The sequence below is a fragment of the Aeromonas sp. s12 genome (assembly GCF_040907925.1).
Lineage (GTDB): Bacteria > Pseudomonadota > Gammaproteobacteria > Enterobacterales > Aeromonadaceae > Aeromonas > Aeromonas veronii.
The window spans coordinates 79,251-105,272 of sequence record NZ_JBFOCT010000034.1 but is presented as its reverse complement, the minus strand read 5'-3'; the positions used below and the strand labels follow the sequence as shown (position 1 = coordinate 105,272).

The 26,022-nt window shown below is 59.7% G+C and carries 23 protein-coding genes; 16 read left to right on the top strand and 7 right to left on the bottom strand.

The genetic code is table 11. The features are described 5' to 3' along the window. The 16 genes from ftsL to mutT all read left to right on the top strand — a co-directional run bounded on the left by ftsL (window position 1) and on the right by mutT (window position 19,781). Window positions 1–315 carry a cell division protein FtsL gene (gene ftsL / locus AB5Y67_RS16650; protein ID WP_005336166.1) on the top strand — a complete coding sequence of 105 codons (315 nt, stop codon included), beginning with the start codon at window positions 1–3 and terminating at the stop codon, window positions 313–315. Next, a complete protein-coding gene (locus AB5Y67_RS16645) occupies window positions 312–2,066 on the top strand; it encodes a peptidoglycan glycosyltransferase FtsI (RefSeq protein ID WP_005336163.1) in 1,755 nt (584 codons plus the stop codon). The genes ftsL and AB5Y67_RS16645 overlap by 4 nt, the downstream gene beginning before the upstream one ends. Further along, window positions 1,999–3,531 (top strand): UDP-N-acetylmuramoyl-L-alanyl-D-glutamate--2,6-diaminopimelate ligase, encoded by a 1,533-nt coding sequence (gene murE, locus AB5Y67_RS16640; protein WP_123172230.1) that lies wholly within the window; start codon window positions 1,999–2,001, stop codon window positions 3,529–3,531. The genes AB5Y67_RS16645 and murE overlap by 68 nt, the downstream gene beginning before the upstream one ends. After that, entirely contained in the window at window positions 3,528–4,883 is a 1,356-nt protein-coding gene (gene murF / locus AB5Y67_RS16635; protein ID WP_123172231.1) for a UDP-N-acetylmuramoyl-tripeptide--D-alanyl-D-alanine ligase, read from the top strand. Before murE ends, murF begins: the two co-directional genes overlap by 4 nt. After that, window positions 4,877–5,959 carry a phospho-N-acetylmuramoyl-pentapeptide-transferase gene (gene mraY / locus AB5Y67_RS16630; protein ID WP_005355120.1) on the top strand — a complete coding sequence of 361 codons (1,083 nt, stop codon included), beginning with the start codon at window positions 4,877–4,879 and terminating at the stop codon, window positions 5,957–5,959. The genes murF and mraY overlap by 7 nt, the downstream gene beginning before the upstream one ends. 4 nt (window positions 5,960–5,963) lie before the next feature. Beyond that, complete coding sequence (murD, locus tag AB5Y67_RS16625) at window positions 5,964–7,247, top strand: UDP-N-acetylmuramoyl-L-alanine--D-glutamate ligase (RefSeq protein WP_005336156.1); 1,284 nt, start codon at window positions 5,964–5,966, stop codon at window positions 7,245–7,247. Continuing rightward, window positions 7,244–8,425, top strand: coding sequence for a cell division protein FtsW (gene ftsW, locus AB5Y67_RS16620; protein WP_005336154.1), 1,182 nt, complete (start codon window positions 7,244–7,246; stop codon window positions 8,423–8,425). Before murD ends, ftsW begins: the two co-directional genes overlap by 4 nt. Further along, window positions 8,425–9,507, top strand: coding sequence for an undecaprenyldiphospho-muramoylpentapeptide beta-N-acetylglucosaminyltransferase (gene murG, locus AB5Y67_RS16615; RefSeq protein ID WP_123172232.1), 1,083 nt, complete (start codon window positions 8,425–8,427; stop codon window positions 9,505–9,507). The genes ftsW and murG overlap by 1 nt, the downstream gene beginning before the upstream one ends. A 100-nt stretch (window positions 9,508–9,607) precedes the next feature. Beyond that, window positions 9,608–11,062: a UDP-N-acetylmuramate--L-alanine ligase gene (murC, locus tag AB5Y67_RS16610; protein ID WP_005336150.1), complete on the top strand. Its 1,455-nt coding sequence runs from the start codon at window positions 9,608–9,610 to the stop codon at window positions 11,060–11,062. A 97-nt stretch (window positions 11,063–11,159) separates the two neighbouring features. Then, on the top strand, window positions 11,160–11,912 hold the full coding sequence (locus AB5Y67_RS16605) for a cell division protein FtsQ/DivIB (protein ID WP_005336149.1): 753 nt from the start codon (window positions 11,160–11,162) through the stop codon (window positions 11,910–11,912). Continuing rightward, on the top strand, window positions 11,893–13,152 hold the full coding sequence (gene ftsA / locus AB5Y67_RS16600; protein ID WP_005336148.1) for a cell division protein FtsA: 1,260 nt from the start codon (window positions 11,893–11,895) through the stop codon (window positions 13,150–13,152). The genes AB5Y67_RS16605 and ftsA overlap by 20 nt, the downstream gene beginning before the upstream one ends. Window positions 13,153–13,191: 39 nt before the next feature. Then, complete coding sequence (gene ftsZ, locus AB5Y67_RS16595) at window positions 13,192–14,343, top strand: cell division protein FtsZ (RefSeq protein ID WP_123172234.1); 1,152 nt, start codon at window positions 13,192–13,194, stop codon at window positions 14,341–14,343. Window positions 14,344–14,442: 99 nt separating this feature from the next. Beyond that, window positions 14,443–15,366 (top strand): UDP-3-O-acyl-N-acetylglucosamine deacetylase, encoded by a 924-nt coding sequence (gene lpxC / locus AB5Y67_RS16590; protein WP_005336146.1) that lies wholly within the window; start codon window positions 14,443–14,445, stop codon window positions 15,364–15,366. A 140-nt stretch (window positions 15,367–15,506) separates the two neighbouring features. After that, a complete protein-coding gene (locus AB5Y67_RS16585) occupies window positions 15,507–16,412 on the top strand; it encodes a M23 family metallopeptidase (protein ID WP_005355107.1) in 906 nt (301 codons plus the stop codon). Window positions 16,413–16,471: 59 nt separating this feature from the next. Next, window positions 16,472–19,192 carry a preprotein translocase subunit SecA gene (secA, locus tag AB5Y67_RS16580; protein WP_005336144.1) on the top strand — a complete coding sequence of 907 codons (2,721 nt, stop codon included), beginning with the start codon at window positions 16,472–16,474 and terminating at the stop codon, window positions 19,190–19,192. A 184-nt stretch (window positions 19,193–19,376) separates the two neighbouring features. After that, the gene (gene mutT, locus AB5Y67_RS16575; RefSeq protein ID WP_019444787.1) at window positions 19,377–19,781 is read left to right on the top strand and encodes an 8-oxo-dGTP diphosphatase MutT; all 405 of its coding nucleotides are present in this window, start codon (window positions 19,377–19,379) and stop codon (window positions 19,779–19,781) included. Window positions 19,782–19,858: 77 nt separating this feature from the next. On the opposite strand, the gene yacG is transcribed toward mutT, so the two are convergent. The 7 genes from yacG to tapA form a co-directional block, all read right to left on the bottom strand. After that, window positions 19,859–20,053, bottom strand: a complete 195-nt coding sequence (yacG, locus tag AB5Y67_RS16570; RefSeq protein ID WP_005336142.1) for a DNA gyrase inhibitor YacG — start codon at window positions 20,051–20,053, stop codon at window positions 19,859–19,861. Between the two features lie 9 nt (window positions 20,054–20,062). Beyond that, entirely contained in the window at window positions 20,063–20,785 is a 723-nt protein-coding gene (zapD, locus tag AB5Y67_RS16565) for a cell division protein ZapD (RefSeq protein WP_005336141.1), read from the bottom strand. A 37-nt stretch (window positions 20,786–20,822) separates the two neighbouring features. Next, window positions 20,823–21,437, bottom strand: a complete 615-nt coding sequence (coaE, locus tag AB5Y67_RS16560) for a dephospho-CoA kinase (protein WP_199427827.1) — start codon at window positions 21,435–21,437, stop codon at window positions 20,823–20,825. A 13-nt stretch (window positions 21,438–21,450) separates the two neighbouring features. After that, window positions 21,451–22,323 carry an A24 family peptidase gene (locus AB5Y67_RS16555; protein ID WP_368208021.1) on the bottom strand — a complete coding sequence of 291 codons (873 nt, stop codon included), beginning with the start codon at window positions 22,321–22,323 and terminating at the stop codon, window positions 21,451–21,453. Window positions 22,324–22,384: 61 nt separating this feature from the next. After that, window positions 22,385–23,626, bottom strand: a complete 1,242-nt coding sequence (locus AB5Y67_RS16550; protein ID WP_201952890.1) for a type II secretion system F family protein — start codon at window positions 23,624–23,626, stop codon at window positions 22,385–22,387. Window positions 23,627–23,865: 239 nt separating this feature from the next. Further along, the gene (gene tapB / locus AB5Y67_RS16545; RefSeq protein WP_368208019.1) at window positions 23,866–25,572 is read right to left on the bottom strand and encodes a PilB family type IVa pilus assembly ATPase TapB; all 1,707 of its coding nucleotides are present in this window, start codon (window positions 25,570–25,572) and stop codon (window positions 23,866–23,868) included. 3 nt (window positions 25,573–25,575) lie between these two features. Further along, window positions 25,576–26,010, bottom strand: a complete 435-nt coding sequence (gene tapA, locus AB5Y67_RS16540; protein ID WP_368208017.1) for a type IVa pilus major pilin TapA — start codon at window positions 26,008–26,010, stop codon at window positions 25,576–25,578. Window positions 26,011–26,022: the final 12 nt, after the last annotated feature.

Here is a 26,022-nt window from a genome sequence, read left to right as displayed (position 1 = left end):
ATGAGCGAAGTGCGTGTTCATCTGGCCAAGGAGATCGTTGCCGATCTCTGGCGGCACAAGCTGCAGATTTTTCTGTCGGTCGCCGTGCTGGTGACCGCGTTTGCCGTGATCCTGGTGACCAACATGACCCGCGGTCTGACGGCCAAGCAGAACGATCTGATGGCAGAAGAGGATCGCCTCAATATCGAATGGCGCCACCTGCTGCTGGAGCAGGGCACCCTGGCTGAACACTCCCGGGTGGCGAGTCTGGCGATGGACAAGTTGCAGATGGGTCGTCCGCTGGTGACCACCGAGAAGGTAATTACCCAACCATGAAACGCAAGGCTACAGCCAAAGCTGCCAAAGCGAATGTCAAAGCGCCATCGATCTATCCGTGGCGCTTTCGCACGCTTGCGGTGTTTATCGGCATCGCGTTTGTGGGTCTGATCCTGCGTCTGGCCTGGATCCAGGTGATCAATCCGGATCGTCTGCGTCAGGAAGGGGACATGCGTTCCCTGCGTACCACCTCTACCCAGGCGGTGCGCGGCATGATCACCGATCGCAACGGCGAGCAGCTGGCGGTTTCTGTGCCGGTCGAAGCGGTCTGGGCCGATCCCAAGACGGTACACGAATCCGGCGCCATCAATAATGAGCGCGCCTGGCTGGCGCTCTCCGCCGTGCTCAAGCTCGACATCAATACCCTCAAACACCGCATCGCCAACCCCAGCAAGCGCTTCGTCTATCTGCAGCGTCAGGTTACTCCTGCGGTGGCGGAATATATCAAGGGGCTCAAGCTGGGTGGCGTCTACCTGCGCCCCGAAGCACGCCGCTTCTACCCGACTGGCGAAATCAGCGCCCATCTGGTGGGGGTGACCAACATCGATGGCAGCGGTATTGAAGGGATTGAGCGCAGCTACAACGAGTGGCTGACGGCGACACCCGGCGAAATGCGGGTACGAAAGGATCGTCAGGGGCGCGTCATCGAGCGGCTTGGCATCGTCAAAGAGGGCAAGAACGCCAACGATCTGCAGCTCAGTATCGATCAGCGGGTGCAGGCTCTGGCCTACCGTGCCCTCAAGCGGGCAACCGACGAGAACAAGGCGACCTCCGGCTCCATGGTGATGCTGGATATCAAGACCGGTGAAGTACTCGCCATGGTCAACACCCCCTCCTATAACCCGAACAACCGCGGCCAGTATCAGAGTTTCCGGGTACGCAACCGGGTGGTGACCGATACCTACGAGCCGGGTTCTACCGTCAAGCCATTGATTTTGCTCAGTGCCTTGCAGGCAGGTGTCACCAGCTGGAAAGATTTTATTCCCGGTGGGCCGCTCTTTATCGGTGCTAAGCAGATCAAGGACGTCAGTATCCACAAGGCGACCAACCTCTACGATATCCTGCGCTACTCCTCCAACATCGGTATGTCGCGCATCGCGCTGCGGATGCCGGCGCAGGAGATGATCAATACCCTCAGCATGTTCGGTTTCGGCATGGATACCGGCAGCGGGCTGATGGGCGAGAGTAGCGGCATGCTGCCCCAGCGTCGCCGCTGGTCCGATATCGAGCGAGCGACCCTCTCGTTCGGTTATGGTCTGCGGGTCACCCCGCTGCAGCTGGCTTCCGCCTACGCCACCCTGGCCAACAAGGGCAAGCGGGTGCCGCTCTCCATCGTCAAGGTGACTACGCCGCCCAAGGGTGAGCAAGTTATTGATCACAACAACGCCGCTGCCATGTTGCAGGCGCTGGAGTATGTGGTCGACAACGCTATTCCAAAAGCCAAGATCCCGGGCTATCGGGTCGGTGGCAAGAGTGGTACCGCCAAGGTCGCCGTCGCCGGTGGCTATGGCAAGGATTACATGGCCTGGTTTGCCGGTTTCGCACCCGCCAGTGATCCCCGTTTCGTCATGGTGGTGGTGATCAACGAGCCAAAAGGCAGCGCCTATTATGGCGGCGCCGTGGCGACCCCACCGTTTGCAGAGGCCATGGGCGGGGTGCTGCAGCTCTTCAATATTCGTCCCGATGCGGTGCCGCCAGCGGTGCCCACCAAACTTGCCCGTACGGAGGCTTCTCTTGTCCCGCGCACTTGATGCATTACTGCGCCCCTTCGGTATCCTGGCGCCGGCGCTCACCTTGACCGATATCCAGCTGGATAGTCGGCGGGTTGGCCCCGGCTCGCTCTTCGTGGCCATTCGTGGTCATCAGGTGGATGGCAGACGGTTTATCGAACAGGCGGTGGCTCAGGGAGCGACCGCTGTTGTGTTTGAGGAGGATGGTGAATTTATCCCACCATCGACTCCGGTTCCCTGTATCGGGATGCGGGATCTGCCCGCTCACCTCTCTGCTCTTGCGGGCTATTTCTACGATCAGCCAGCCCAAAAATTGGATCTGGTCGGGATCACCGGCACCAACGGCAAGAGCACTACCGCTTTGCTGGTCGCCAACTGGCGCACCCTGCTGGGTGGCAAGGCGGGTGTGATGGGCACCATCGGCAACGGCCTGTTTGGCAATTTGATCGAAGCGGAAAATACCACCGGCAGTGCCGTTCAGGTGCAAGCCAATCTGGCTGCGCTGCAAGCGCAGGGGGCGGATCTGGTGGCGATGGAGGTCTCCAGCCACGGTCTGGTACAGCACCGTGTTGCCGCGCTGCCCTTTGCCGCTGCCGTTTTCACCAACTTGAGCCGGGATCACCTCGACTACCACGGCACCATGGAAGCCTATGGCGCCGCCAAGGAGCAGCTGTTGCAGCTGGTCGATGAGTCGAATGCGGTGATCAACCGTGATGACGAGCTGGGTGCCAAGTGGATCGAAAGATACCCGGCAGCGGTGGCCTTCAGTGTGGATGGCCCGATTGAACACCATTCTGGCCGTCAATTAACGGCGCAGCAGCTCGATTTTCACCAGCAAGGTTTTCGCGCGCAGATTAACTCCAGCTGGGGGAATGGTGTATTATCCGCCCCCTTGCTCGGGCGCTTCAACGTCAGCAATGTGCTTGCCGCAATGGGCGTGATGCTGGTGCTCGGTTACGACTTCAACGAGCTGCTGGCGACAGCGCCTCAATTGCAGCCGGTGACCGGCCGCATGGAGTGTTTTGGCGGTGGTGATACGCCGCTGGCGGTGGTCGATTACGCCCACACCCCGGATGCGCTGGAGAAGGCATTGCAGGCCCTGCGGGTGCACTGCACAGGGCAGCTCTGGTGTCTGGTCGGTTGTGGTGGCGACCGCGATCGCGGCAAGCGCCCCATGATGGCCGCCATGGCCGAGCAGTATGCGGATCGCGTGATCCTGACCGACGACAATCCCCGTACCGAGGAGCCGGCCCGGATCATGGCCGACATGGTGGCGGGTCTTCGCGATCCTGCTGCGGTGCAGGTGGAGCACGACCGGGTCAAGGCAATTGCGCTGGCCATCGGTCAGGCGAGCAAGCAGGACATCATCCTGGTGGCCGGTAAGGGTCACGAGGATTATCAGATCATTGGAACCGACAAGCGGCACTACAGCGACCGGGAAACCGTCGCGGCCGCCTTGCACACATTATTGGAGTCATTCAAATGATGACCCTCAGGCTTGCCGAGCTGGCGCAGGTACTCGATGCCCGTCTGATTGGTAACGATGGCGAGATCACCGTCGTCAGTACCGACACCCGCACTTTGGGCGCGGGTGCCCTGTTCGTTGCTCTGCGCGGCGAGCGCTTCGATGCCCACGATTTTTGCGAGCAGGCCGTTCAGGCAGGGGCCTCTGCCCTGCTGGTCGAGCGTGAACTGCCGCTGGCCATCCCCCAGCTGGTGGTGACCGACAGTCTGAAGGGGCTGGGCCGTCTCGGCAAACTGGTGCGTGAGCGCATCAATCCGAAAGTGCTGGCCATTACCGGCAGCTGCGGCAAGACCACAGTGAAGGAGATGGCAACTGCCATCCTGCGCAACGAAGGGGAAGTGCTGGCCACCGCTGGCAACTTCAACAATGAGGTGGGCGTGCCGCTCACCCTGCTGCGCCTCGAGCCGCAACACCGGTTTGCAGTGATGGAGCTGGGTGCCAACCATCCGGGCGAGATCGCCTGGACTACCTCGCTGGCCAAACCCGATGCCGCCATCATCAACAACGTGGCGGCGGCCCATCTGGAGGGCTTCGGCTCGTTGGAAGGGGTATTCCACGCCAAGAGCGAAATCTTTGAGGGGCTGAGCGAGGGCGGCACGGCCATTGTCAACGCCGACAACGAATTCTGGCCGAAGTGGCGTGAGCGTGGCATTCAGTGCGCCTTCTCTATCGAAGATCAGAGTCAGCCGTTCCACGCGCGCAACCTTGTGCTCAACGAACAAGGCTGCGCCGAGTTTGTGATGGTGACCCCGCAAGGTGAGCTGAGCCTGACTCTGGCGATCCCGGGTCGCCACAACGTGGCCAACGCACTGGCTGCCGCCGCGGGCTGTCTGGCCCTCGGCGCATCCCTCGGCTCCGTCAAGGCGGGGCTGGAACAGATGGCGCCGGTCAAGGGGCGCTTCTGCGTGCAGCGCTGGGGCGGTCTGACCCTGGTGGATGATACCTACAATGCCAGCGTGGAATCCGTGCTGGCTGGCATCGATGCCCTGACCGCCATGGGCGGCTTCAAGGTGCTGGTGTTTGGTGATATGCGGGAACTGGGTGAGGAGTCTGCCGAGCAACACGCCCGGGTTGGCCGTCATGCCCGCGAGTGCGGTCTGGATGCCGTGCTGACAGTGGGGGAAGATAGTCGCCATACCGCAGATGCCGCGGCGGGCCGACATTTCGATAACAAGGCGTCGTTGTTTGAAGTGCTTGCGCAAATGATAAATACACATCAGGAAATTTCGATTCTGGTCAAGGGCGCCCGTGGCTCCCGCATGGAAGATATCGTCGAGATGGTCAAAGGCCATCAGGAGTCAGCCACATGCTAGTCTGGCTGGCCGAACTGCTCACCCCGCACTTCACCTTCTTCAACGTCTTCTCCTACCTGACGTTTCGCGCCATCCTGTCGATCATCACCGGACTGGGGGTTGCCCTCTGGATGGGGCCACGCCTCATTCGCCGTCTGCAGATCCTGAAGTTTGGTCAGGTGATCCGCAACGACGGTCCCGAGTCCCACCTCAGCAAGCGGGGCACCCCGACCATGGGGGGCCTGATGATCATTGCTGCGATTTTCACTTCAGTGTTGCTCTGGTGCCGCCTCGACAACCCCTATGTCTGGCTGGTGCTGTTTGTGCTGGGTGCCTACGGCGCCATCGGCTTTGCCGACGACTACCTCAAGGTGGTGCGCAAGAATACCGACGGCCTGATCGCTCGCTGGAAGTATTTCTGGCAATCCGCGGTAGCGCTGGCGGTGGCTGTGTTCCTCTATGCGACCGCAACCCATGAGGGCCAAACCCAGCTGGTGGTGCCTTTCCTCAAGGATGTGATGCCGCAGCTTGGTCTGATGTTTATCGTGCTGACCTACTTTGTCATCGTCGGCACTTCCAATGCGGTCAACCTGACCGACGGTCTCGACGGCTTGGCTATCATGCCGACCGTGATGGTGGCGGGGGGCTTTGCCCTGATCGCCTGGGCTACCGGTAACGTCAACTTTGCCAACTACCTGCACATTCCCTACGTGCCCTATACCTCCGAGTTGGTGATCGTCTGTACCGCCATTGTCGGGGCGGGTCTGGGTTTCCTCTGGTTCAACACCTATCCGGCGCAGGTCTTCATGGGGGACGTTGGTTCCCTGGCGCTGGGCGGCGCGCTCGGCACCATCGCCGTGTTGGTCCGTCAGGAGTTCCTGCTGGTGATCATGGGCGGCGTCTTCGTGATGGAGACCGTCTCGGTGATCCTGCAGGTGGGTTCATATAAGCTGCGCGGCGTGCGGATCTTCCGCATGGCGCCGATCCATCACCACTACGAGAAGAAGGGCTGGCCGGAGCCGCGCGTCATCGTGCGCTTCTGGATCATCACCCTCGTGCTGGTGCTGCTGGGTCTTGCCACCCTGAAGGTGAGGTAAGGCCATGGTCATCATCATCGGATTGGGCAAAACTGGACTCTCCTGTGTCGATTACTTCCTCGGCCGTGGCGTGACGCCATTGGTGATGGATACCCGTGCCAACCCGCCCGGCAAGGATCAACTGCCGCCTGAGGTAGAGCTCATTCACGGGCTCGACGAGGCGCTGCTCAAGCAGGCGCACATGATCGTCGCGAGCCCGGGTATCGCGCTGGCGACCCCCGAACTGAAAGCGGCTGCCGAGTGTGGCGTGCAGATCGTCGGTGATATCGAGCTGTTTGTGCGCGAAACCCAGACCCCGGTCATCGCCATCACCGGCTCGAACGGCAAGAGCACCGTCACCACCCTGGTGGGCGAGATGATTGCCGAAGCCGGTCTCAATGTCGGCGTGGGCGGCAATATCGGCACGCCTGCGCTGGAGCTGCTCAAGCAGCCGATGGATCTCTGCGTGCTGGAGCTCTCCAGCTTCCAGCTGGAAACTACTCACAGTTTGCGTGCTGCCGCCTCCGTGGTGCTGAACCTCTCAGAAGATCACATGGATCGTTATCAGGGCATGGCCGACTATCGCGCCGCCAAGATGGAGATCCATCAGCACTCCAAACACATTCTGGTCAATCGTGACGATGCCCAGACCCTGCCTGATGTGGGTCAGGTGTGGCAGAGCTTTGGTCTCGACTGCAATGGCTATGGCCGCTGCCTGCTGGATGGCCGCTACTGGTTGACCCTGCACGGTGAACCACTGCTGGCAGTGGACGAGATGAAGATCGTCGGTGCCCACAATCAGGCCAACGCGCTGGCCGCCATGGCGTTGTGCGATGCGGTCGGTATTCCCCGTGCGGCTCAGCTTACCGTGCTGCGTCGTTTCGAAGGCTTGCCCCATCGTGCCCGCTTCGTGCGGGAGGTGAACGGGGTGCGCTGGATCAACGACTCCAAGGCCACCAACGTGGGGGCCACGCTGGCTGCCGTTGCCGGTGTGCGCGAGTCGGTCAAGGGGCGCCTGCTGCTGCTGGCCGGTGGTCAGGGCAAGGGGCAGGATTTTGGCCCGATCCAGGCGCTGTTGGGCAACCAGATCGATCACATGTACTGCTTCGGTCAGGATGCCGAGGTGCTGCTGGCACTGGGCGAGCAGACCGAACGGGTGGCCGACTTGGCCGCTGCAGTTGCCAAAGCGGCGGCCGATGCCAAGCCCGGTGACTGGGTGCTGCTGGCGCCGGCCTGTGCCAGCCTCGATCAGTTCAAATCGTTCGAGGTGCGCGGCGATCGCTTCACCGAGATGGTGCTGGCACTATGAACGCCCTTCGCGCAGCAGCAGGTCTGTTCCAGCGCTGGTTGTTACCGGCGCGTCCTGCCGGTCTCTACGATCGGCAGCTGGTACTGCTGGCGCTCTCCCTGATGGCGGTCGGGGTGGTTATCGTGGCCTCGGCGTCGATCCCCGAAGGGATTGCGCTGGGGGATGACCCCTTCATGTTTGTGAAGCGTCACGCCCTGTTTCTGGTGATGGCGCTCGGTATCTCCTGGTTTGTGTTGCAGGTGCCGATGGCGCGCTGGCAACAGCACAACGGCCCCATGCTGCTGCTGGCGATCTTGATGCTGGTGCTGGTGCTACTGGTGGGCCGCAACGTTAACGGTGCGGTGCGCTGGTTGCCGCTTGGCCCCTTCAACCTGCAGCCTGCCGAGTTTGGCAAGCTGGCGCTGTTTGTCTATCTGGCCGGCTATCTGGTGCGACGCCAGAGCGAAGTGCGTGAAGCCTGGATCGGCTTTTTGAAACCGCTAGCGGTGTTCGGGGTGCTGGCGGTCTTGCTGCTGTTGCAGCCTGACCTGGGTTCCACCGTGGTGATGTTCGTTACCTCGTTCGGCATGCTGTTTCTGGCCGGTGCCCGACTGGGACAGTTTTTGACCCTGATCGGCGCGGGCCTCGGCTCTGTGGTGATGTTGATCATCGTCGAGCCCTACCGGATGCGGCGGGTGACCTCCTTTATGGATCCTTGGGCCGATCCGTTCGGCAGCGGCTACCAGTTGACCCAGTCGTTGATGGCGTTTGGCCGTGGCAGCTGGTTTGGCGAAGGGCTTGGCAACTCCATCCAGAAGATGGAGTACCTGCCGGAAGCGCACACTGACTTCGTGTTTGCGATCCTCGGTGAAGAGCTGGGTTACGTCGGGGTGCTGGGCGCCCTGTTCCTGATTTTTGCGCTGGCGGTCAAGGCGCTCAAGCTGGGGCATCGCGCGCTGGTGGCCGAGCGGCTCTATGACGGTTATCTGGCCATCGGCATCGGCATCTGGTTCAGCTTCCAGACCTTCGTCAACGTCGGCGCGGCCAGCGGCATGATGCCGACCAAGGGCTTGACCCTGCCGCTGGTGAGTTACGGTGGTTCCAGTCTCATCATCATGTCGGTGGCGGTGAGCATGTTGATTCGAATCGATTTTGAGTTGCGTCAGGCGACAGCCCAGGCGCGCGTGCGGGAGGTTTAGTGAGCAAGACTCTGTTGGTGATGGCAGGTGGTACCGGTGGGCATGTGTTCCCCGGTCTGGCCGTGGCCGATCGCCTGAAGGCCCAGGGCTGGACTGTCCACTGGCTCGGCACTGCCGACCGGATGGAGGCGGAGCTGGTGCCCGCCCACGGTTATCCCATCTCCTTCATCGATATTCAGGGGGTGCGTGGCAACGGCATCAAGCGACTGCTGGTTGCGCCCTATCGCATCATCAAATCGATCCTGCAGGCGCGTCAGGTACTCAAGACTGTTCGTCCTGATGTGGTACTCGGCATGGGCGGTTTTGCTTCCGGCCCGGGTGGCGTGGCGGCCTGGTTCTCCGGCATTCCGTTGTTGCTCCATGAGCAAAATGCTGCTGCCGGCATGACCAACAAGCTGCTGGCCCGTATCGCCAGGCGGGTGCTGATGGCATTTCCGGGCGCTTTCGCGCCGAGCCGTCGTACCGCCGTGGTGGGCAATCCGGTGCGTCCCGAAGTGGTCGCCCTGCCGGATCCGCAACTGCGCAGCGGGGATGAGCCACTGCATCTGCTGATCGTGGGTGGCAGTCTGGGGGCGCGGGTGCTCAACGAGCAGGTGCCTGCTGCGGTGGCGGCATCCGGCGTGCCCATTGAAGTGCGTCACCAGTGTGGCAAGGGCAATGCCGAGACAGTGTCTGCTGCCTATGCCCAGCACGGCATCAATGCCGAGGTGAGTGAATTTATCAAGGATATGGCCAGTGCCTACGCCTGGGCTGACCTGGTGGTCTGCCGTGCCGGTGCGCTGACTGTTTCTGAAGTGGCTGCCGCCGGTGTGGCCGCCATATTTGTGCCACTGCCCCATGCGGTGGATGATCACCAGACCCGTAACGCCCTGACCCTGGTCGACGGCGGAGCGGCCGAGTTTCTGCCCCAGTCCGAGCTGAACACCGCTTCACTGGCGGCACGCCTGACCTGGCTGGCTGGTCGCCGGGAGACCCTGTTTAACATGGCGAAAGCGGCTCGCCGCGTCGCCATCACGGATGCGGCCGAGCGGGTTGCAGATGAGTGCAAACAGCTCGCAACCGGGCAGCGTGGTAAAGATTGATGAGCAAGGTTGCAGCGGTGACACCGTGCAGCCTTGTACCTGACTATATTGATGCCGCCGTGTGACAGCACACAGCCTGCGGCAGACTAAAGAGACGATTATGACCAAGGTTGAACTGGCAAAACTGCGTACTGTGATCCCCGAAATGCGCCGCGTGCGTCGCATCCACTTTATCGGCATCGGTGGTGCCGGTATGGGCGGGATCGCCGAAGTGCTTGCCAACGAAGGGTATCAGGTAACGGGTTCTGATCTGGCTCGCAACGCCGTGACCGAGCGATTGGCCGGACTGGGCGCGCACATCTTCGTCGGCCACAGTGCCGAACACGTTGAGGGTGCCAGCGTGGTGGTGGTCTCTACCGCCATCAAGCAGGACAACCCGGAGCTGCTGGCTGCCCGTGAACTGCGGATCCCGGTCGTGCGCCGCGCCGAGATGCTGGCCGAGCTGATGCGTTTCCGTCACGGTATCGCCATCGCCGGTACCCACGGCAAAACCACCACCACCAGTCTGGTGGCGAGTATCTATGCCGAAGCCGATCGCGACCCGACCTTCGTCATCGGTGGCCTGCTCAACAGTGCCGGTACCAATGCCCGGCTGGGCAGCAGCCGCTACCTGATTGCCGAAGCAGACGAGAGCGATGCCTCTTTCCTGCATCTGCAGCCGATGGTCTCTATCGTGACCAACATCGAAGCGGATCACATGGATACCTACGGCGGTGATTTCTCCAAGCTGAAGGCCACCTTCATCGAGTTTCTGCACAATCTGCCCTTCTACGGATTGGCGGTGGTCTGCATCGATGATCCGGTGATCCGTGGCATGTTGCCCGAGATTGCCCGTCCGACCCTGACCTACGGCCTCTCCGACGATGCGGATGTGCAGGTGCTGGATTTTGTCCAGACCACCAACCACAGCTGCTTCCGTGTTCGCCGCAAAGAGGCGGGCGAGCTGCAGGTCACCCTCAATTTGCCGGGTATTCACAACGCATTGAACGCCGCAGCGGCGATAGCTGTCGCGACAGAGGACGGTGTCAGCGATGAGGCCATCATCTCTGCACTGGCCAAATTTGAAGGGGTCGGTCGTCGCTTCCAGCAGTATGGCGAGTTTGAAACCGGTCGCGGCAAGGCGATGCTGGTGGACGATTACGGTCACCACCCGAGCGAAGTGAAGGTCACCATCAACGCCGCCCGTGCCGGTTGGCCCGAGAAGCGCCTGGTGATGGTGTTCCAGCCGCACCGTTATACCCGCACCCGCGACCTCTACGAGGACTTCGCCGATGTGCTCTCCAAGGTAGACGTGCTGGTGATGCTGGAGGTTTATGCTGCCGGTGAGGAGCCGATCCCGGGCGCTGATGGACGGGCACTGTGCCGCTCCATTCGCTCGCGCGGCAACCTGGAACCCATCTTCGTCGCTACACCAGATGACGTGCCAGCCGTGCTGGCCGACCTGATCGGCGAGGGGGATTTGGTGCTGACTCAAGGCGCCGGGAACGTCGGGGCACTGGCCCGTCGTCTCGGAGAGATGAAATTGAGCATAGATAGCATGAAATCTGGCGCCTGAGGGCCCAATGAGTATTTTGACCGCCAAGCCGGGGCCTATATAATGGCGAACCGGTCTGTCAAAGGCCGGTTTAGCGCGTTACACGGGGATCGATCGGGTGGAGGCAAGGGCACAGGGGCGCACCAAGGGTGGCTTCATCGCAGGGGTAGCGTTTTTCCTGCTGGTGATATGGGGCTGCTACCGGACGGCGCTGGATGTTAAAGGTTGGCTGACAGATGCCAACCGGTTGCCCATGAGCGAGCTGTTGCTGCAGGGGCAACACCAGTATTTGCAAACCGAAGAGCTGCGGATGGCTGTGCTGGATGGCGCCGAGCTGCGCAACTTCTTCGAATTGGACGTCAACGAATTGCAGGCACGGCTCAATGCCCTGCCATGGGTGGCCTCGGTCTCGGTACGAAAGAAGTGGCCGAACAAGATCAAGATCTACCTCACGGAACAAGATGTGGCGGCGCGCTGGAATGGCAACCGCTTTGTCAACACCAAGGGCAAGGTATTCAGTGCCCCGGATCGGGTCAAGACGCCGCTGTTGCAGCTGTCAGGGCCGGATGACCAGGCCGCCCGGGTGTTGAAAGAGAGTCGGCAGTACGAGTCGCAACTGGCTGCCAAGGGATACAAGTTGCTGGGGGTGAATCTGACCCCCCGCCATGCCTGGGAACTGACCCTGGATGGCAATATCAAGCTGTTCCTGGGACGCAATGACATTGCGCTCCGGCTACAGCGGTTTATCGATGCCTTCCCGGTTATCGAACCCCGTGCGCAAGTCGCCTACGTGGATCTTCGATACGACACCGGAATGGCAGTTGGCTGGAAGAAGAGCGAAGAGAAAGTGCATGACCAACACCGCAGATAGGAATTTGATTGTCGGACTGGATATCGGCACAACCAAGGTGGCGGTTCTGGTCGGGGAAGTATTGCCGGACGGTGAACTGAACGTCATCGGTATGGGCAGTCACGCTTCTCGCGGAATGGAGAAGGGCGGGGTCAATGACCTCGACTCCGTGGTCAAGTCACTGCGCCGCGCGGTGGAAGAGGCCGAGATGATGGCAGATTGCCAGATCAGCTCGGTCTATCTGGGGTTGTCCGGCAAGCATATTGATTGCCGCAACGAGACCGGTATGGTGCCCATCTCCGATGAAGAGGTGACTCAGGAGGATGTGGACAACGTGATCCACACCGCCAAGTCGGTTCGCCTCTCCGACGAGCTGCGCGTGCTGCATGTGCTGCCTCAGGAGTTTGCCATCGATTATCAGGAAGGGATCAAGAATCCGGTTGGCCTCTCCGGTGTAAGGATGGCAGCCAAGGTTCACCTGATCACCTGCCATAACGACATGGCCCGCAACATTGAGAAATGTGTGGAGAAGGTCGGTTTGCGTGTGGATCAACTGATCTTCTCCGCGCTGGCCTCCAGCTATGCCGTGTTGACCGAAGACGAGAAAGAGCTGGGTGTCTGCGTGGTGGACATCGGTGGCGGCACCATGGATATGTCGCTGTTTACCGGCGGTGCCCTGCGCCACACCAAGGTGATCCCGTATGCTGGCAGCACTGTGACCAGCGATATCGCCTACGCCTTTGGCACGCCGCCGCTCGACGCGGAAGCGATCAAGGTGCGCTACGGTTGCGCCCTCGGTCGTCTGGTCAGCAAGGAAGACAATATTGAAGTACCCAGTGTCGGCGGTCGCCCGGCGCGCAGCCTGCAACGGCAGACACTGGCTGAAGTGATTGAGCCCCGTTACACCGAGTTGCTCTCCATGGTGAATGATGAGCTGGTGCGGGTACAAAGCGAGTTGAAAGCGCAGGGGGTCAAGCATCAGCTGGCAGCCGGTGTGGTCTTGACCGGCGGCGCTGCCCAGATTGAAGGCATTGTGGAGTGTGCAGAGCAGATCTTCCAGAGCCAGGTCCGGGTGGGAGAGCCCATGAACATACGTGGTTTGAGTGATTACGTGCAGGCACCGGTGTACTCGACTGCGGTCGGGTTGCTGCAATATGGCCGCACCCATCAAGCCACAGGTAGCAACAAAGAATATGCCGCCAAGGCAAGCGTCGGTGGCCTGGTCAAACGGGTTAGCAACTGGCTGCGTGGCGAGTTCTAAGAATTTTGCTGAGTCAGGCAAATAAAGCGGAGAGACAACATGTTTGAATTTATGGATAGCCACACTGACGAAGCCGTCATTAAAGTGATCGGTGTAGGTGGCGGCGGCGGTAACGCTGTCGAACACATGGTTCGTCAAAATATTGAGGGTGTTGAGTTTATTACCGTCAACACCGACGCCCAGGCACTGCGTAACTCCAGCGCCAACACTACCCTGCAGATCGGCGGTGGCATCACCAAGGGTCTGGGTGCCGGCGCCAATCCGGAAGTGGGTCGTGATGCGGCTATGGAAGATCGCGAAGCGCTGCGTGAGCTGCTGACCGGTTCCGACATGGTGTTCATCGCCGCCGGTATGGGTGGTGGTACCGGTACCGGTGCTGCGCCGATCGTGGCCGAGGTGGCACGCGAGATGGGCATCCTGACCGTTGCTGTAGTGACCAAGCCGTTCTCCTTCGAAGGGAAGAAGCGGATGGGCTTCGCCGCCCACGGTATCGAAGAGCTCTCGAAGAACGTCGACTCCCTGATCACCATCCCCAACGACAAGTTGCTGAAGGTGCTGGGTCGCGGTATCTCCCTGCTGGATGCCTTCAAGGCGGCCAACGATGTACTGCTTGGCGCGGTACAGGGCATTGCCGAGCTGATCACCCGTCCGGGTTTGATCAACGTCGACTTCGCGGACGTGCGTACTGTGATGCGTGAAATGGGTACAGCCATGATGGGTACCGGTTCCGCCTCTGGCGATGACCGTGCTGAAGAAGCGGCCGAGAAAGCCATCTCCAGCCCGCTGCTGGAAGATGTGGATCTGGCTGGTGCCCGTGGCATCCTGGTCAACATCACCGCCGGTATGGACATGACCATCGAAGAGTTCGAAACCGTAGGTAACGCGGTCAAGGCCTTCGCTTCCGAGAACGCCACTGTAGTTGTGGGTACCGTAATCGATCCGGAAATGCACGACGAGCTGCGTGTGACTGTGGTTGCTACCGGTATCGGTGCCGAGCGCAAGCCGGACATCACTCTGGTCAAGAGCAGCCAGGTGCAAGAGCGCCCGGTGCGTCAGCCGCTGGTTAGCGACATGATACAAGGCCGCGTGATGGACGAAGCCCCGGCCAAGGTGGTCAACGCCGAGCCGCAAGCTCGTCGTGAACCGGATTACCTGGATATTCCGGCGTTCCTGCGCAAGCAAGCTGACTAAGCCTCTTATGGCTCTCGTTTGTTTGTTGTTCAAGGAATGTGCTAAGATGGCCTGCCAACGACCATCTGGTCCGGATTTTAAGCTGTTTAGGGTACACCCATGATTAGACAAAGAACCTTGAAAACGAGTGTACAGGCGACTGGTGTCGGCCTGCATTCGGGCCGGAAAGTCACTATGACGTTCCGTCCGGCGCCTGTGAACACAGGGATCGTTTACTTGCGTACCGACCTGAATCCTGTGGTGGAGCTGCCAGCCAATGCCGATCAGGTGCGCGATACCGTGCTCTGTACCGCTCTGGTCAACGAAGCCGGTGTCCGTGTCTCTACCATTGAGCACCTCTCTGCCGCGCTGGCCGGGATGGGGATCGACAACCTCTATGTTGAGGTCGACGCCCCCGAGATCCCGGTGATGGACGGCAGTGCGCATCCCTTTATCTACCTGCTGCAGGAAGTCGGGATCCGTGAGCAGAATGCTGCCAAGCAGTTTGTGCGGATCAAGAAGAGCATCCGGGTTGAAGACGGCGACAAGTGGGCGGAATTCCACCCCTATCGTAACGGCTTCAAGATGGATCTCGAGATCGATTTCCAGCATCCGGTCTTTGAAGGGCGCAATCAGCGTTGCGTACTGGACTTCTCCGGTGCCTCCTTCGTGAAAGAGATCAGCCGTGCCCGTACCTTCGGGTTCATGCGTGATATCGAGTACCTGCGTTCCCAGAACCTGGCGCTGGGCGGAAGCCTGGAAAACGCTGTGGTACTGGACGATTATCGGGTGCTGAACGAAGACGGTTTGCGTTATGAGGACGAGTTCGTCAAGCACAAGATGCTGGATGCGATCGGTGACCTCTATATGTGTAACCGCAGCATCATCGGTGAGTTCCGTGCCTACAAGACCGGACACGCCCTGAACAACAAGCTGCTGCGTGCCTTGCTGGCCGAGCAGGAGGCTTGGGAACTGGTGACCTTCGAGGGTGAGGGCGACAAAGCGCCTATCGCTTACTACGATAACGGTCTGGTTCTGGCCTGATAGCTGTGCAACGGAGCGTCGGTCCTCTCTCCGCACCGACGTTCCGTCATTTGTTTACTCCATCCTTTAATACCGATTATCTCCCGGTTTTATTTCCCGTGCAGGCTCCTGGCCGCACCTGACCGAGCAGACTGATTTCTATGAGCATTACCCTGATCCTCCACGGCAAGCAGCGACGCAAGTTGCACCTGCCCAAACAACGTCTGGCCTGGGTCGGCGGTATTCTCTTCTCCCTGTTGGCCCTTGGTGGTGGTTGGCTCTGGCAGAGCTGGCACCAGAAAATGGAGGCGCTGGAAGTGGCGCTTGCCGTTGCCGAGCAACAGTCCGTCGACCAGAGTGGCGATGAAGCCCGTGAACAGTTGGCAATGCTGGCAGCTCAGGTAGGCACCATGCAGGGCCAGCTTGGCCGTCTCAATGCCCTCGGCGAACGATTGACCGAGCAGGCCGATCTCGATCCCGACGAGTTCAATTTCAAAGAGCTGCCCCCCATGGGCGGCCCTTCTTATGATGAAGAGCTGGAAGTGAGCCTCAACGAGCTGCAAGCCTCGATGAAACACCTCAGCCAGCAGCTCAGCAGCCGTGAAGAGCAGCTGTCGGTACTTGAATCTTTCATCATGAATCACCATATCACCGATGCCGGTTTTATTTCCGGCACGCCAGTCAAACAGGAGCGAGTTTGGGTCTCGTCCGGGTTTGGTGGACGGGTCGATCCGTTCAACGGGCGTGCCAAGATGCACAAAGGGGTCGATTTCCGTGGCAAACCCGGAACCCCGATTCTGGCCACCGGGCCCGGCATTGTCAGCTGGGCGGGCCGTCATCCGGAATTTGGCAATATGGTGGAGATTAATCACGGCAATGGCCTGGTCACCCGCTATGCCCACAACTCCAAGTTGCTGGTTGAGGTGGGCACCCTGGTTGATCAGGGTCAGAAGATTGCCTTGATGGGACGCACCGGTCGCGCGACTGGGGTCCATCTGCATTACGAAGTGTTGAAAGATGGTCGTCAGGTCAACCCCGCACGCTTTCTCAGTGCCAGACGGGGTTAGGTTTTTTTCTTCAGGTTCCAGTGACGGAACGCTTTTATAACCAGAAATAGTTGGTACCCATGATTAGCACACTGCTTACCAAGATTATCGGCAGCCGGAACGACAGAACGCTCAAGGCTTTGCGCAAAATTGTAAAACAGATCAATGCCATGGAGCCGCAGTTCGAGGCTCTCTCCGATGCCGAGTTGCAGGCCAAAACGGCTGAATATCGTCAGCGTATCGAGCAGGGTGAGACCCTGGAGCAGTTGCTGCCAGAAGCGTTCGCGACCGTGCGTGAAGCCTCCAAGCGGGTGTTCGGCATGCGTCACTTCGACGTGCAGCTGATCGGCGGCATGGTGCTGAACTCCAACCGCATCGCGGAAATGAAAACCGGTGAAGGTAAGACTCTTACTGCGACTCTGCCAGCTTACCTGAACGCCCTGAGTGGCCGTGGTGTGCACGTGGTAACGGTGAACGACTATCTGGCCAAACGTGACGCTGAGGCGAACCGCCCGCTGTTTGCCTTCCTCGGCATGACAGTCGATTGCAACGTGCCCGGTATGGATGCGTCCCAGAAGCGTGACGCCTATGCCGCCGACATCACCTACGGTACCAACAACGAATTCGGTTTCGACTACCTGCGCGACAACATGGCGTTCTCGCCAGAGCAGCGCGTACAGCGCCCGCTCAACTACGCGCTGGTGGATGAGGTGGACTCGGTGCTTATCGATGAGGCCCGGACTCCGCTCATCATCTCCGGTCCGGCCGAAGATAGCTCAGAGCTCTATATTCGCGTCAACAAGCTGATCCCGCTGCTGGTCAAGCAGGACAAGGAAGACACCGAAGAGTACACCGGCGACGGTCACTACACGGTGGACGAGAAGAACCGTCAGGCCCTGCTGACCGAAAACGGTCAGATCTTCGTGGAAGAGCTGCTCAAGAAAGAGGGGCTGCTGGACGAGAACGACTCCCTGTTCTCCGCCTCCAACATCAGCCTGCTGCACCACGTCAATGCCGGTCTGCGTGCTCACACCCTGTTCGAGCGCAACGTGGACTACATCGTCCAGAAAGACGAGATCGTCATCGTCGACGAGCACACCGGTCGTACCATGCCGGGTCGTCGCTGGTCCGATGGTCTGCATCAGGCCGTTGAAGCGAAGGAAGGGGTGAAGATCCAGAACGAGAACCAGACGCTGGCATCCATCACCTTCCAGAACTACTTCCGTCTCTACAACAAGCTGGCGGGGATGACAGGGACTGCGGATACCGAAGCCTTTGAATTCCAGCAGATTTATGGCCTGGATACCGTGGTTATCCCGACCAACAAGCCGATGGTGCGCAAGGACATGGGCGATCTGGTCTACCTGACCGCCAATGAGAAGTATGCCGCCATCATCGAAGATATCCGTCAGTGTGTGGCCAAGGGCCAGCCTGTACTGGTTGGTACCGTCTCTATCGAGAACTCCGAGCTGCTCTCCGGCATCCTGACCAAGGAGAAGATCCCGCACAAGGTGCTGAACGCCAAGTTCCACGCCATGGAAGCGGAGATCGTTGCCCAGGCAGGTCAGACTGGTGCGGTCACCATCGCGACCAACATGGCCGGTCGTGGTACCGACATCGTGTTGGGCGGCAACTGGCAGGCAGAGATTGCCAAGCTGGAGAACCCGACCAGCGAGCAGATTGCCGAGCTGAAAGCCGCCTGGCAGGTGCGTCACGATGCGGTGCTGGCCGCCGGTGGTCTGCACATTATCGGCACCGAGCGTCACGAATCCCGTCGTATCGATAACCAGCTGCGCGGCCGTTCCGGTCGTCAGGGTGACCCGGGCTCCTCCCGTTTTTACCTCTCCATGGAAGATACCCTGATGCGGATCTTCGCCTCCGATCGCGTGACCGGCATGATGAAGAAGCTGGGCATGGAAGAGGGCGAAGCCATCGAGCACCCGTGGGTCACCAAGGCGATCGAAAACGCCCAGCGCAAGGTGGAAGGTCGCAACTTCGACATCCGCAAGAGCTTGCTGGAGTTTGATGACGTTGCCAACGACCAGCGCAAGGTGGTCTACGAGCAGCGCAATGAGCTGCTGGATACCAACGACATCTCCGAGACCATCCACGTTATCCGTGACGACGTCTACGGCGCGGTGATCGACGAATACATCCCGCCCCAGTCTCTGGAAGAGATGTGGGACGTGCCGGGTCTGGAAGCACGCCTGAAGGCGGACTTTGCGCTGGATCTGCCGCTGCAGCAGTGGCTGGCGGAAGATGACAAGCTGTATGAAGAGAAGCTGCGCGAGCGCATTCTGGACGAAGCCACCAAGCTCTATGCCCACAAGGAAGAGCTGGTCGGCAAAGAGGTGCTGCGCAACTTCGAGAAAGCGGTGATGCTGCAAACCCTGGATGGTCTGTGGAAAGAGCATCTGGCCGCCATGGATCACCTGCGTCAGGGCATCCATCTGCGCGGCTACGCCCAGAAGAACCCCAAGCAGGAGTACAAGCGCGAATCCTTTGATCTGTTCACCCAGATGCTGGAAACCCTCAAGCGCGACGTGGTCAGCATCCTGAGCCGTGTTCAGGTGCAGGAGCGCGATGTGGAAGCGATGGAAGAGCAGCAACGCCAGCAGGCGGAAGCCGCTCCCCGTACCTATACCCACGCCGCTGCCGAGAGCCAGCTGGCCGATGAACAGGCTGCAGGCGAAGAGGGTCACACCACCTTCGTACGCGACGAGCAGAAGGTCGGTCGAAACGATCCCTGCCCGTGCGGCTCCGGCAAGAAGTACAAGCACTGCCACGGTCAGTTGACCTGATCGACGCTATGCCATAACAGGCGGGCCAAGTGCCCGCCTTGTTTTTGTCAGAAGATGGCGAAGTCACAGTAGTGGCGCCACTTTGCAAAGGATTATCGGATATCAGGCATTATCGGTCCTTCACCCAGCCAGAGGTTGGGCGCATCGAACGGCCCGGTCATGTATCGCGTGTAAAGGTAGCAAGATGGAACAGAAAAAACGGATCTGGGTGGCGGTTGGCGTCATCGAGAATGAACGGGGCGATATCTTCATCGCCCGACGCTCCTCCGATCGCCATCAGGGGGATCGCTGGGAGTTTCCCGGTGGCAAGGTGGAGTCGGGCGAGGATCTGCTCACCGCACTGGATCGGGAGCTGTGGGAAGAGATCGGCATCCGGGTATTGGATTGTGCCCCCTTCATGGAACTGCAGCACGACTACCCCGAGAAGCAGGTATTGCTGGATATCTGGAAGGTGACCCGTTTCAGCGGTGAGCCGTTCGGCAAAGAGGGGCAGGAGTGTCTGTGGGTGCCGGTGGCCGAGCTGCACAACTACCACTTCCCCGATGCCAATGGCCCGATTGTAGCGCGGCTACAGGGTCTGCTGGCGTGAGCCGGTAGCAATCAACAAGTATGAAAAAAGGGCCAATCGGCCCTTTTTTCATATTGCGGAGGTGAGTGACCAAGGGCTTATAGCCACTGATCGCCCTCTTCCGGCTCCGGCAGCAGATCCGGGTTGATCTCCCCCGGGATGCGCTTCTCTTCATCGGCCCATTCGCCGAGATCGATCAGCTGGCAGCGCTTGCTGCAGAAGGGGCGGAACGGACTCTGCGGGCCCCACTCCACTTCGCTCTGACAGGTCGGGCACTTTACCTTGGTGACCATAAGCGCTCCTTAGCAGCAGGCGAGCTGGAACGGCACGTCGCCAATCGGCTGTTCTGCGGTGGGCAGAAAGCGCAGGGCGAAGCGGTTCTTGTGGCCGCTCAGGGTCGGGTAGCAGAACAGATTGCCCGGCAGCTTGATGCGGATCAGCTCGGCGCTCTCGGCGGTGTCCTGGAAGAAACCGTTGCTGGCAACCTGCTCGCTGAAGCTGCCTGATTCACGCCACAGGCGCAGCAGCAGAGTGATGGCATTCATCAGCAGGTTGATATCGCTCAGCCAGCCCTGCATCTGCTGGTGACGGGTGATGGCCGGGGTACCGAGCCAGTGGTGCAGCTGCGGCACATCGAAGGCACACAGGCCACCGGGGATGGAGAAACGCTGGCGAATGGAGCCGAGCAGACGATCCTCTTTCAGGCGGGCACCCGGGCGTGGCGAATTGAGCAGGTTGCGGGAGAGCTGGCTGCTCTCTTGCTGCATCAGTTTGATCTGCTCCAGATCGACGTCGGGCAGGCTGGCCCAGTGGCTCAGACGCTGGCCGAGACGCTCCAGATCCTTGATGAGGTCGGCGCGCAGGTCACCACGCTCCAGCAACTCCTGCAGATCGAACAGCCCCTTGAAGAAGGCGATATGTGCCCAGGATTGTTCACTCTCCAGATTGTCGCGGATCTGGGAAAACAGGGACTCCAGACGAAGATAGGTCCGGCTTTTTTCATTGAGGGGGAAATCGTAAATCATGCCTAATCCTGGCCAGCCATAAACCGGCCTAGTGTACTCACACTTGGCGGCCTTGTTGAGAGGCAATTGCCAGATATGTCTCGTGCAGCGCCAAAATCCGCGTTTTAATCGCCATTTCGCTGCCATTGTGGTTTTCGATGACATCATCCGCCGCCGCGAGACGTTCCGACCGGCTCGCCTGAGCGGCGATGATGGCCCGGGCTTGCTCGGCCGATACCCCATCACGGCGACAGGTGCGCTCTATCTGGGTGGCTTCATCCACATCGACCACCAACACACGGTTGGCGAGGCCGGTGAGTTTGTTCTCCACCAGCAGCGGCACCACCAGTAGGCAGTAAGGAGAACTGGCCGCGGCACACTGACGCAGCATTTCACTGCGAATGAGCGGATGGAGCAGGGCATTGAGCCACTCTTTGGCTTGCTGGTCGCTGAAAACCCGCTCACGCAGGGCGCGACGGTCGAGTTGACCGCTAGGTTCAATCACATCAGGGCCAAAATGGTCGGCGATGGCGGCAAAGGCCGGGGTGCCCGGCTCTACGACCTCACGGGCGATCACATCGGCATCCACCACCTCGATACCCAGCGCGGCAAACTGATTGGCGATAGTGGTCTTGCCGCTGCCGATACCACCTGTGATAGCAACTACATACATGGGGGCCTCTTGCTCAAAGCAGGGTAGAGAGATACCAGCGGGTGATGGTATCGCCCCATAGCAGGGCGATCCAGCCCGCGATGGCGAGGTAGGGGCCGAAGGGGATGGGCTTGCCCTGATGATGTTTTTGCAAGGCGATCAGGCTGATGCCGATCACGGCGCCGACCAGAGATGAGAGCAGCAGAATTATGGGCAGCGCCTGCCAACCGAGCCAGGCGCCCAGCGCCGCTAGCAGCTTGAAGTCGCCATAGCCCATCCCCTCCTTGCCGGTTAGCAGCTTGAAAGCCCAGTAGAGGCTCCAGAGCACCAGATAGCCCGCCATGGCGCCGCTCACTGCATCAGCCAAGGGGACGAAGCCACTTGCCAGATTGAACAGCAGCCCGCCCCACAGCAGTGGCAGGGTGAGCTGGTCGGGCAGCAACATTTTGTCGAGATCGATGAAGGTAAGGGCGACCAGCACCCAGGTCAGCAATAGGGCGGCCAGCGTCCCCCAGCCCGGGGTTATGACCATTGCTACGGCGAGCGAGAGCAGGGCGGTAAGCAGCTCTACCAGCGGATAGCGGGCCGAGATGGGGGCCTGACAGTCGCGGCAACGCCCTTTGAGCCAGAGCCAGCTCAACAGCGGGATGTTCTCCAGCGCAGTGATGGCGTGGCCACAGTGAGGACATGCGGAGCGGGGGACCATCAGGTTGTAGCGCTCTGGCGCAGTGGCCTCCTCATCGGTGGAAAAGTAGCCGCGATACTCGGCCTGCCACTCCCGCTCCAGCATAATGGGCAAGCGGTGGATCACTACGTTAAGGAAGCTGCCGATCATCAGGGAGAAAAGAAAAACCAGCGAAAAATAGAGCCAGGGCAAGCTGTGAGCCAGCTCGAGAAGAAGTGTCATAACCAACCGTCAGTCATAAAATGAGGGGGAGGGCATGGTTGTGGAGCCATGCCCTGATGAATCAGCCTACCACGTCGCCAAGCTTGAAGATGGGCAGGTACATGGCAATAACCATACCGCCGACCAGCACCCCGAGCACCACCATGATGAGGGGTTCCAGCAGGCTGGTGAGGCCATCGACCAGATCATCCACCTCCTGTTCGAAGATGGTGGCGACCTTGGAGAGCATATCATCGATGGCGCCGGACTCCTCACCGATCATCACCATCTGGATCACCATGTCGGGGAAGAGATCGACGGTGCGCATCGCCACGTTGATCTGCATACCGGCCACCACCTCGTTGCGGATCGCCATGACCGCGGTGCGATAGACATAGTTACCAGAGGCCCCAGCCGCCGAAATCAGCGCATCTACCAGCGGGATACCGGCGGAGAAGGTGGTCGACAGGGTGCGGGCAAAGCGAGCCATGGCCGCCTTGTGCAGGATCATCCCGACCACCGGAATGGTCAGGACGAACTTGTCGGTATTGTCTTTCACCTTCTGGGAGGCCCGCCAAGCCCGCACGTAAAGGAAGATGCCAAGGGCCGTGCCACCAAAGAAGACATACCACCAGTTCTGCATAAAGCGGGAGATGCCGATAACAAACTGGGTGAACACCGGCAGCTCGGCACCGAAGCTCTTGAAGATATCCTCGAACTGGGGGATGACGAACAGCAGCAGGATGGAAGTCACCACGATGGCCACCAGAATAACCATGGTGGGATAGAACATTGCCTTCTTGATCTTCGACTTGAGCGCTTCCGACTTTTCCCGATAGGTGGCGATACGGTCGTAGATGGTCTCCAGCGCACCGGATTGTTCTCCAGCCTCCACCAGATCGCAGTAGAGATCGTCAAAATGGCGGGGGTGGCGGCGCAACGCCTCCGACATGGGGGTGCCGGTTTCGACATCTGCGGCAATCTCCCCCATCAGTTCGCGCATGGCAGCTTTCTCGTGGCTGCGGGCGATGATCTGCAGACTCTGTACCAGTGGTACGCCGGCGGAGAGCATGGTGGTGATCTGGCGGGAGACGATGGCGATATCCATCGGTTTGATCTTGGCGCCACCCTTGGAGAAGAGCCCCTGGGATTTCTTGGCTACCTTGGTGACGTTGACCCCCTGCTTGCGCAGTTCGGTCTTGACGGTGTTGATGCTGTCAGCCTGCAGCTCGCCGGAGACCTTCTGCCCCTTGCGATTAACCCCGTGCCAGCGGAAGGCGAAGACTTTCTTGGGGGCATTGTTCTTTTTCGTTAGGGTTGCCATCTTTGCATCCTGCAATGGGGTTAGTTGTCAGAGTCGGACTCTGCACGTCACCAACCTGGTCAAGGTGCCCGACTGGCTTGATGCCGGCGGGGTACTGATAGGGTGGGTGGTGCCTTCTTGGCGCCAACCCGGTCACTTGAATATCTGATTACTCTGTTGGCCGGACAATCATCCGTTCCGTATTCGTGAACAACGAATTCGCTCTGCCAACCAAATCGGCGGGTCGTTCCGCACACGGATCAGTTGGTGGTGACCCGGTTGACCTCGGCCAGGCTGGTGACGCCGAGGCGTGCTTTCTCCAGTCCCGAGGTGCGCAGGGTGCGCATCCCCTCTTTCTGGGCAATCGCCGCAATTTGCAGGGAGTTGGCCCCCTGCATGATCAATTTTGCGATATTTTCCGACATTAGCATGATTTCGTAGATGCCGACCCGCCCCTTGTAGCCGCCGGAACACTCCTTGCACCCCACCGGTTTGAACAGTCGAAGCCCAGCCGCCAACTGCTGTGGTGTAAAGCCCAGCTCCAGCAGTTCGGCTTCCGGCACCACTTCCGGCGCCTTGCAGTGCTCGCACAGCTTGCGGGCCAGCCGCTGGGCCATGATCAGGGTCACCGAAGAGGCGATATTGAAGGCGGGCACCCCCATGTTCATCATCCGGGTCAGGGTCTCGGCGGCGGAGTTGGTGTGCAGGGTCGAGAGCACCAGGTGGCCGGTCTGGGCCGCCTTGATGGCGATCTCGGCGGTTTCGAGATCGCGAATTTCCCCCACCATCACCACATCCGGGTCTTGCCGCAAGAAGGATCGCAGGGCGCTGGCAAAGGTGAGCCCCGCCTTGGGGTTGACCTGCACCTGATTGACGCCGGGCAGGTTGATCTCCACCGGATCTTCGGCAGTGGAGATGTTCACCTCGGTGGTGTTGAGAATATTGAGGCCGGTGTAGAGCGAGACCGTCTTGCCCGAGCCGGTGGGGCCGGTGACCAGGATCATCCCCTGCGGTTTCGAGAGGGCGCGCAGGTACTGCGCCTTCTGGCGGTCGTCGAAGCCAAGCTGCTCGATATTGAGGCGGGCCGCCGAGGAGTCGAGCAGACGGATCACGATCTTCTCCCCCCACATGGTGGGCAGGGTGTTGACCCGCATATCCATCGACTTGTTGCGCGACAGCTTCAGCTTGATGCGGCCATCCTGTGGCAGCCGCCGCTCGGCAATATCGAGCCGCGCCATGACCTTGAGGCGGGCAGAGAAGCGGTTGGCCAGATTGACCGGCGGGGTGGCGATTTCGTGCAAAATGCCGTCGATGCGAAAGCGCACCCGATATTTGAATTCATAGGGCTCGAAGTGCAGGTCGGAGGCGCCGCGCTTTATGGCATCCATCAGGATCTTGTTGATGTACTTGACGATGGGGGCGTCGTCATCGGTGGTATTGACGCTCTCGTCGAGCCGGCTGCTCTCGTCGCTTACCTCCAGGTCGGAGATCTCGGCCTCGTCGATATCCTCCATGCCGAGGGCGTCGTTTTCGCTCTCCAGCAGCTTGCCGATGGCGGCGGTGAGCTTGTTCTCCTCCACCAGCAGCGCCTCGGTATGGAGCCCGAAGCTGAAGCCGAAATCCTCCAGTGCCGACACATTGGTCGGATCCGACATGGCGATATAAAGCGTGTGGCCCTGGGTATAGATGGGCAGCACATGGTGTTTCTCAATCAGCTTCTGATTGAGGTACTTCTGCGGGATCTCGGCCAAATCGAAGGCGGCAAGATCCAGCAGAGGTACCCCATACTCCAGCTCGCAAAAATCGGCCAGCGCCTTGCTGTCGAGGATGTCGTTTTCTATCAGAAAGGTCACAAAGGGTTTGCGCTGGGCCTTGGCCTGGCTCAGATAGCGCTGGGAGTCCTCTTCACTAATGAGTGAAGAGGCGGCCAGGCTTAACGCCAGGCCGCTATTAGGGCTAGAGGTCATGCGTTAGCAAAGTGCGGGAGCATTAGTACACGTGCCAGTGACAGCCCATGTGAGTTTATTGTTGGCTGCTGTTGGAGTCAGTATATAAGTTTCTCCATTCAGACCATTTACTGCTGTGGTGCCACCCACAGCGGTCGCAGTAATTATTCCATTTTCGACTTTCAACGATGCTGTATTAGCGGAAACGTTACTAGCTATATCGGCAGCAATACCATTGTTGCCTCCATCGCATACCGTTAAATCACTGAGATTCTGATAGCAAAGCTCTACTGCGGTTTTTACTCCGCTAGTAGCAGCAATTACTTCAGAGAAACGAGCTTTTTTTGTATAGTTCTGATACGCCGGCAGCGCGACGGCGGCCAGAATGGCCACGATCGCGACCACGATCATCAATTCAATAAGGGTAAAACCCGACTGTTTCTTCATTTTGCTGTTCATGGAAAATATCCT

Coding starts and splice junctions, on each gene's coding strand:
- AB5Y67_RS16550 (WP_201952890.1), bottom strand. CDS start 23,626: ATGGCAACCCTAACGAAAAAGAACAATGCCCCCAAGAAAGTCTTCGCC.
- mutT (WP_019444787.1), top strand. CDS start 19,377: ATGGAACAGAAAAAACGGATCTGGGTGGCGGTTGGCGTCATCGAGAAT.
- zapD (WP_005336141.1), bottom strand. CDS start 20,785: ATGATTTACGATTTCCCCCTCAATGAAAAAAGCCGGACCTATCTTCGT.
- secA (WP_005336144.1), top strand. CDS start 16,472: ATGATTAGCACACTGCTTACCAAGATTATCGGCAGCCGGAACGACAGA.
- lpxC (WP_005336146.1), top strand. CDS start 14,443: ATGATTAGACAAAGAACCTTGAAAACGAGTGTACAGGCGACTGGTGTC.
- tapA (WP_368208017.1), bottom strand. CDS start 26,010: ATGAACAGCAAAATGAAGAAACAGTCGGGTTTTACCCTTATTGAATTG.
- murD (WP_005336156.1), top strand. CDS start 5,964: ATGGTCATCATCATCGGATTGGGCAAAACTGGACTCTCCTGTGTCGAT.
- tapB (WP_368208019.1), bottom strand. CDS start 25,572: ATGACCTCTAGCCCTAATAGCGGCCTGGCGTTAAGCCTGGCCGCCTCT.
- coaE (WP_199427827.1), bottom strand. CDS start 21,437: ATGTATGTAGTTGCTATCACAGGTGGTATCGGCAGCGGCAAGACCACT.
- murE (WP_123172230.1), top strand. CDS start 1,999: ATGCGGTGCCGCCAGCGGTGCCCACCAAACTTGCCCGTACGGAGGCTT.
- murC (WP_005336150.1), top strand. CDS start 9,608: ATGACCAAGGTTGAACTGGCAAAACTGCGTACTGTGATCCCCGAAATG.
- AB5Y67_RS16555 (WP_368208021.1), bottom strand. CDS start 22,323: ATGACACTTCTTCTCGAGCTGGCTCACAGCTTGCCCTGGCTCTATTTT.
- mraY (WP_005355120.1), top strand. CDS start 4,877: ATGCTAGTCTGGCTGGCCGAACTGCTCACCCCGCACTTCACCTTCTTC.
- AB5Y67_RS16585 (WP_005355107.1), top strand. CDS start 15,507: ATGAGCATTACCCTGATCCTCCACGGCAAGCAGCGACGCAAGTTGCAC.
- AB5Y67_RS16645 (WP_005336163.1), top strand. CDS start 312: ATGAAACGCAAGGCTACAGCCAAAGCTGCCAAAGCGAATGTCAAAGCG.
- ftsW (WP_005336154.1), top strand. CDS start 7,244: ATGAACGCCCTTCGCGCAGCAGCAGGTCTGTTCCAGCGCTGGTTGTTA.
- ftsL (WP_005336166.1), top strand. CDS start 1: ATGAGCGAAGTGCGTGTTCATCTGGCCAAGGAGATCGTTGCCGATCTC.
- yacG (WP_005336142.1), bottom strand. CDS start 20,053: ATGGTCACCAAGGTAAAGTGCCCGACCTGTCAGAGCGAAGTGGAGTGG.
- ftsZ (WP_123172234.1), top strand. CDS start 13,192: ATGTTTGAATTTATGGATAGCCACACTGACGAAGCCGTCATTAAAGTG.
- murF (WP_123172231.1), top strand. CDS start 3,528: ATGATGACCCTCAGGCTTGCCGAGCTGGCGCAGGTACTCGATGCCCGT.
- ftsA (WP_005336148.1), top strand. CDS start 11,893: ATGACCAACACCGCAGATAGGAATTTGATTGTCGGACTGGATATCGGC.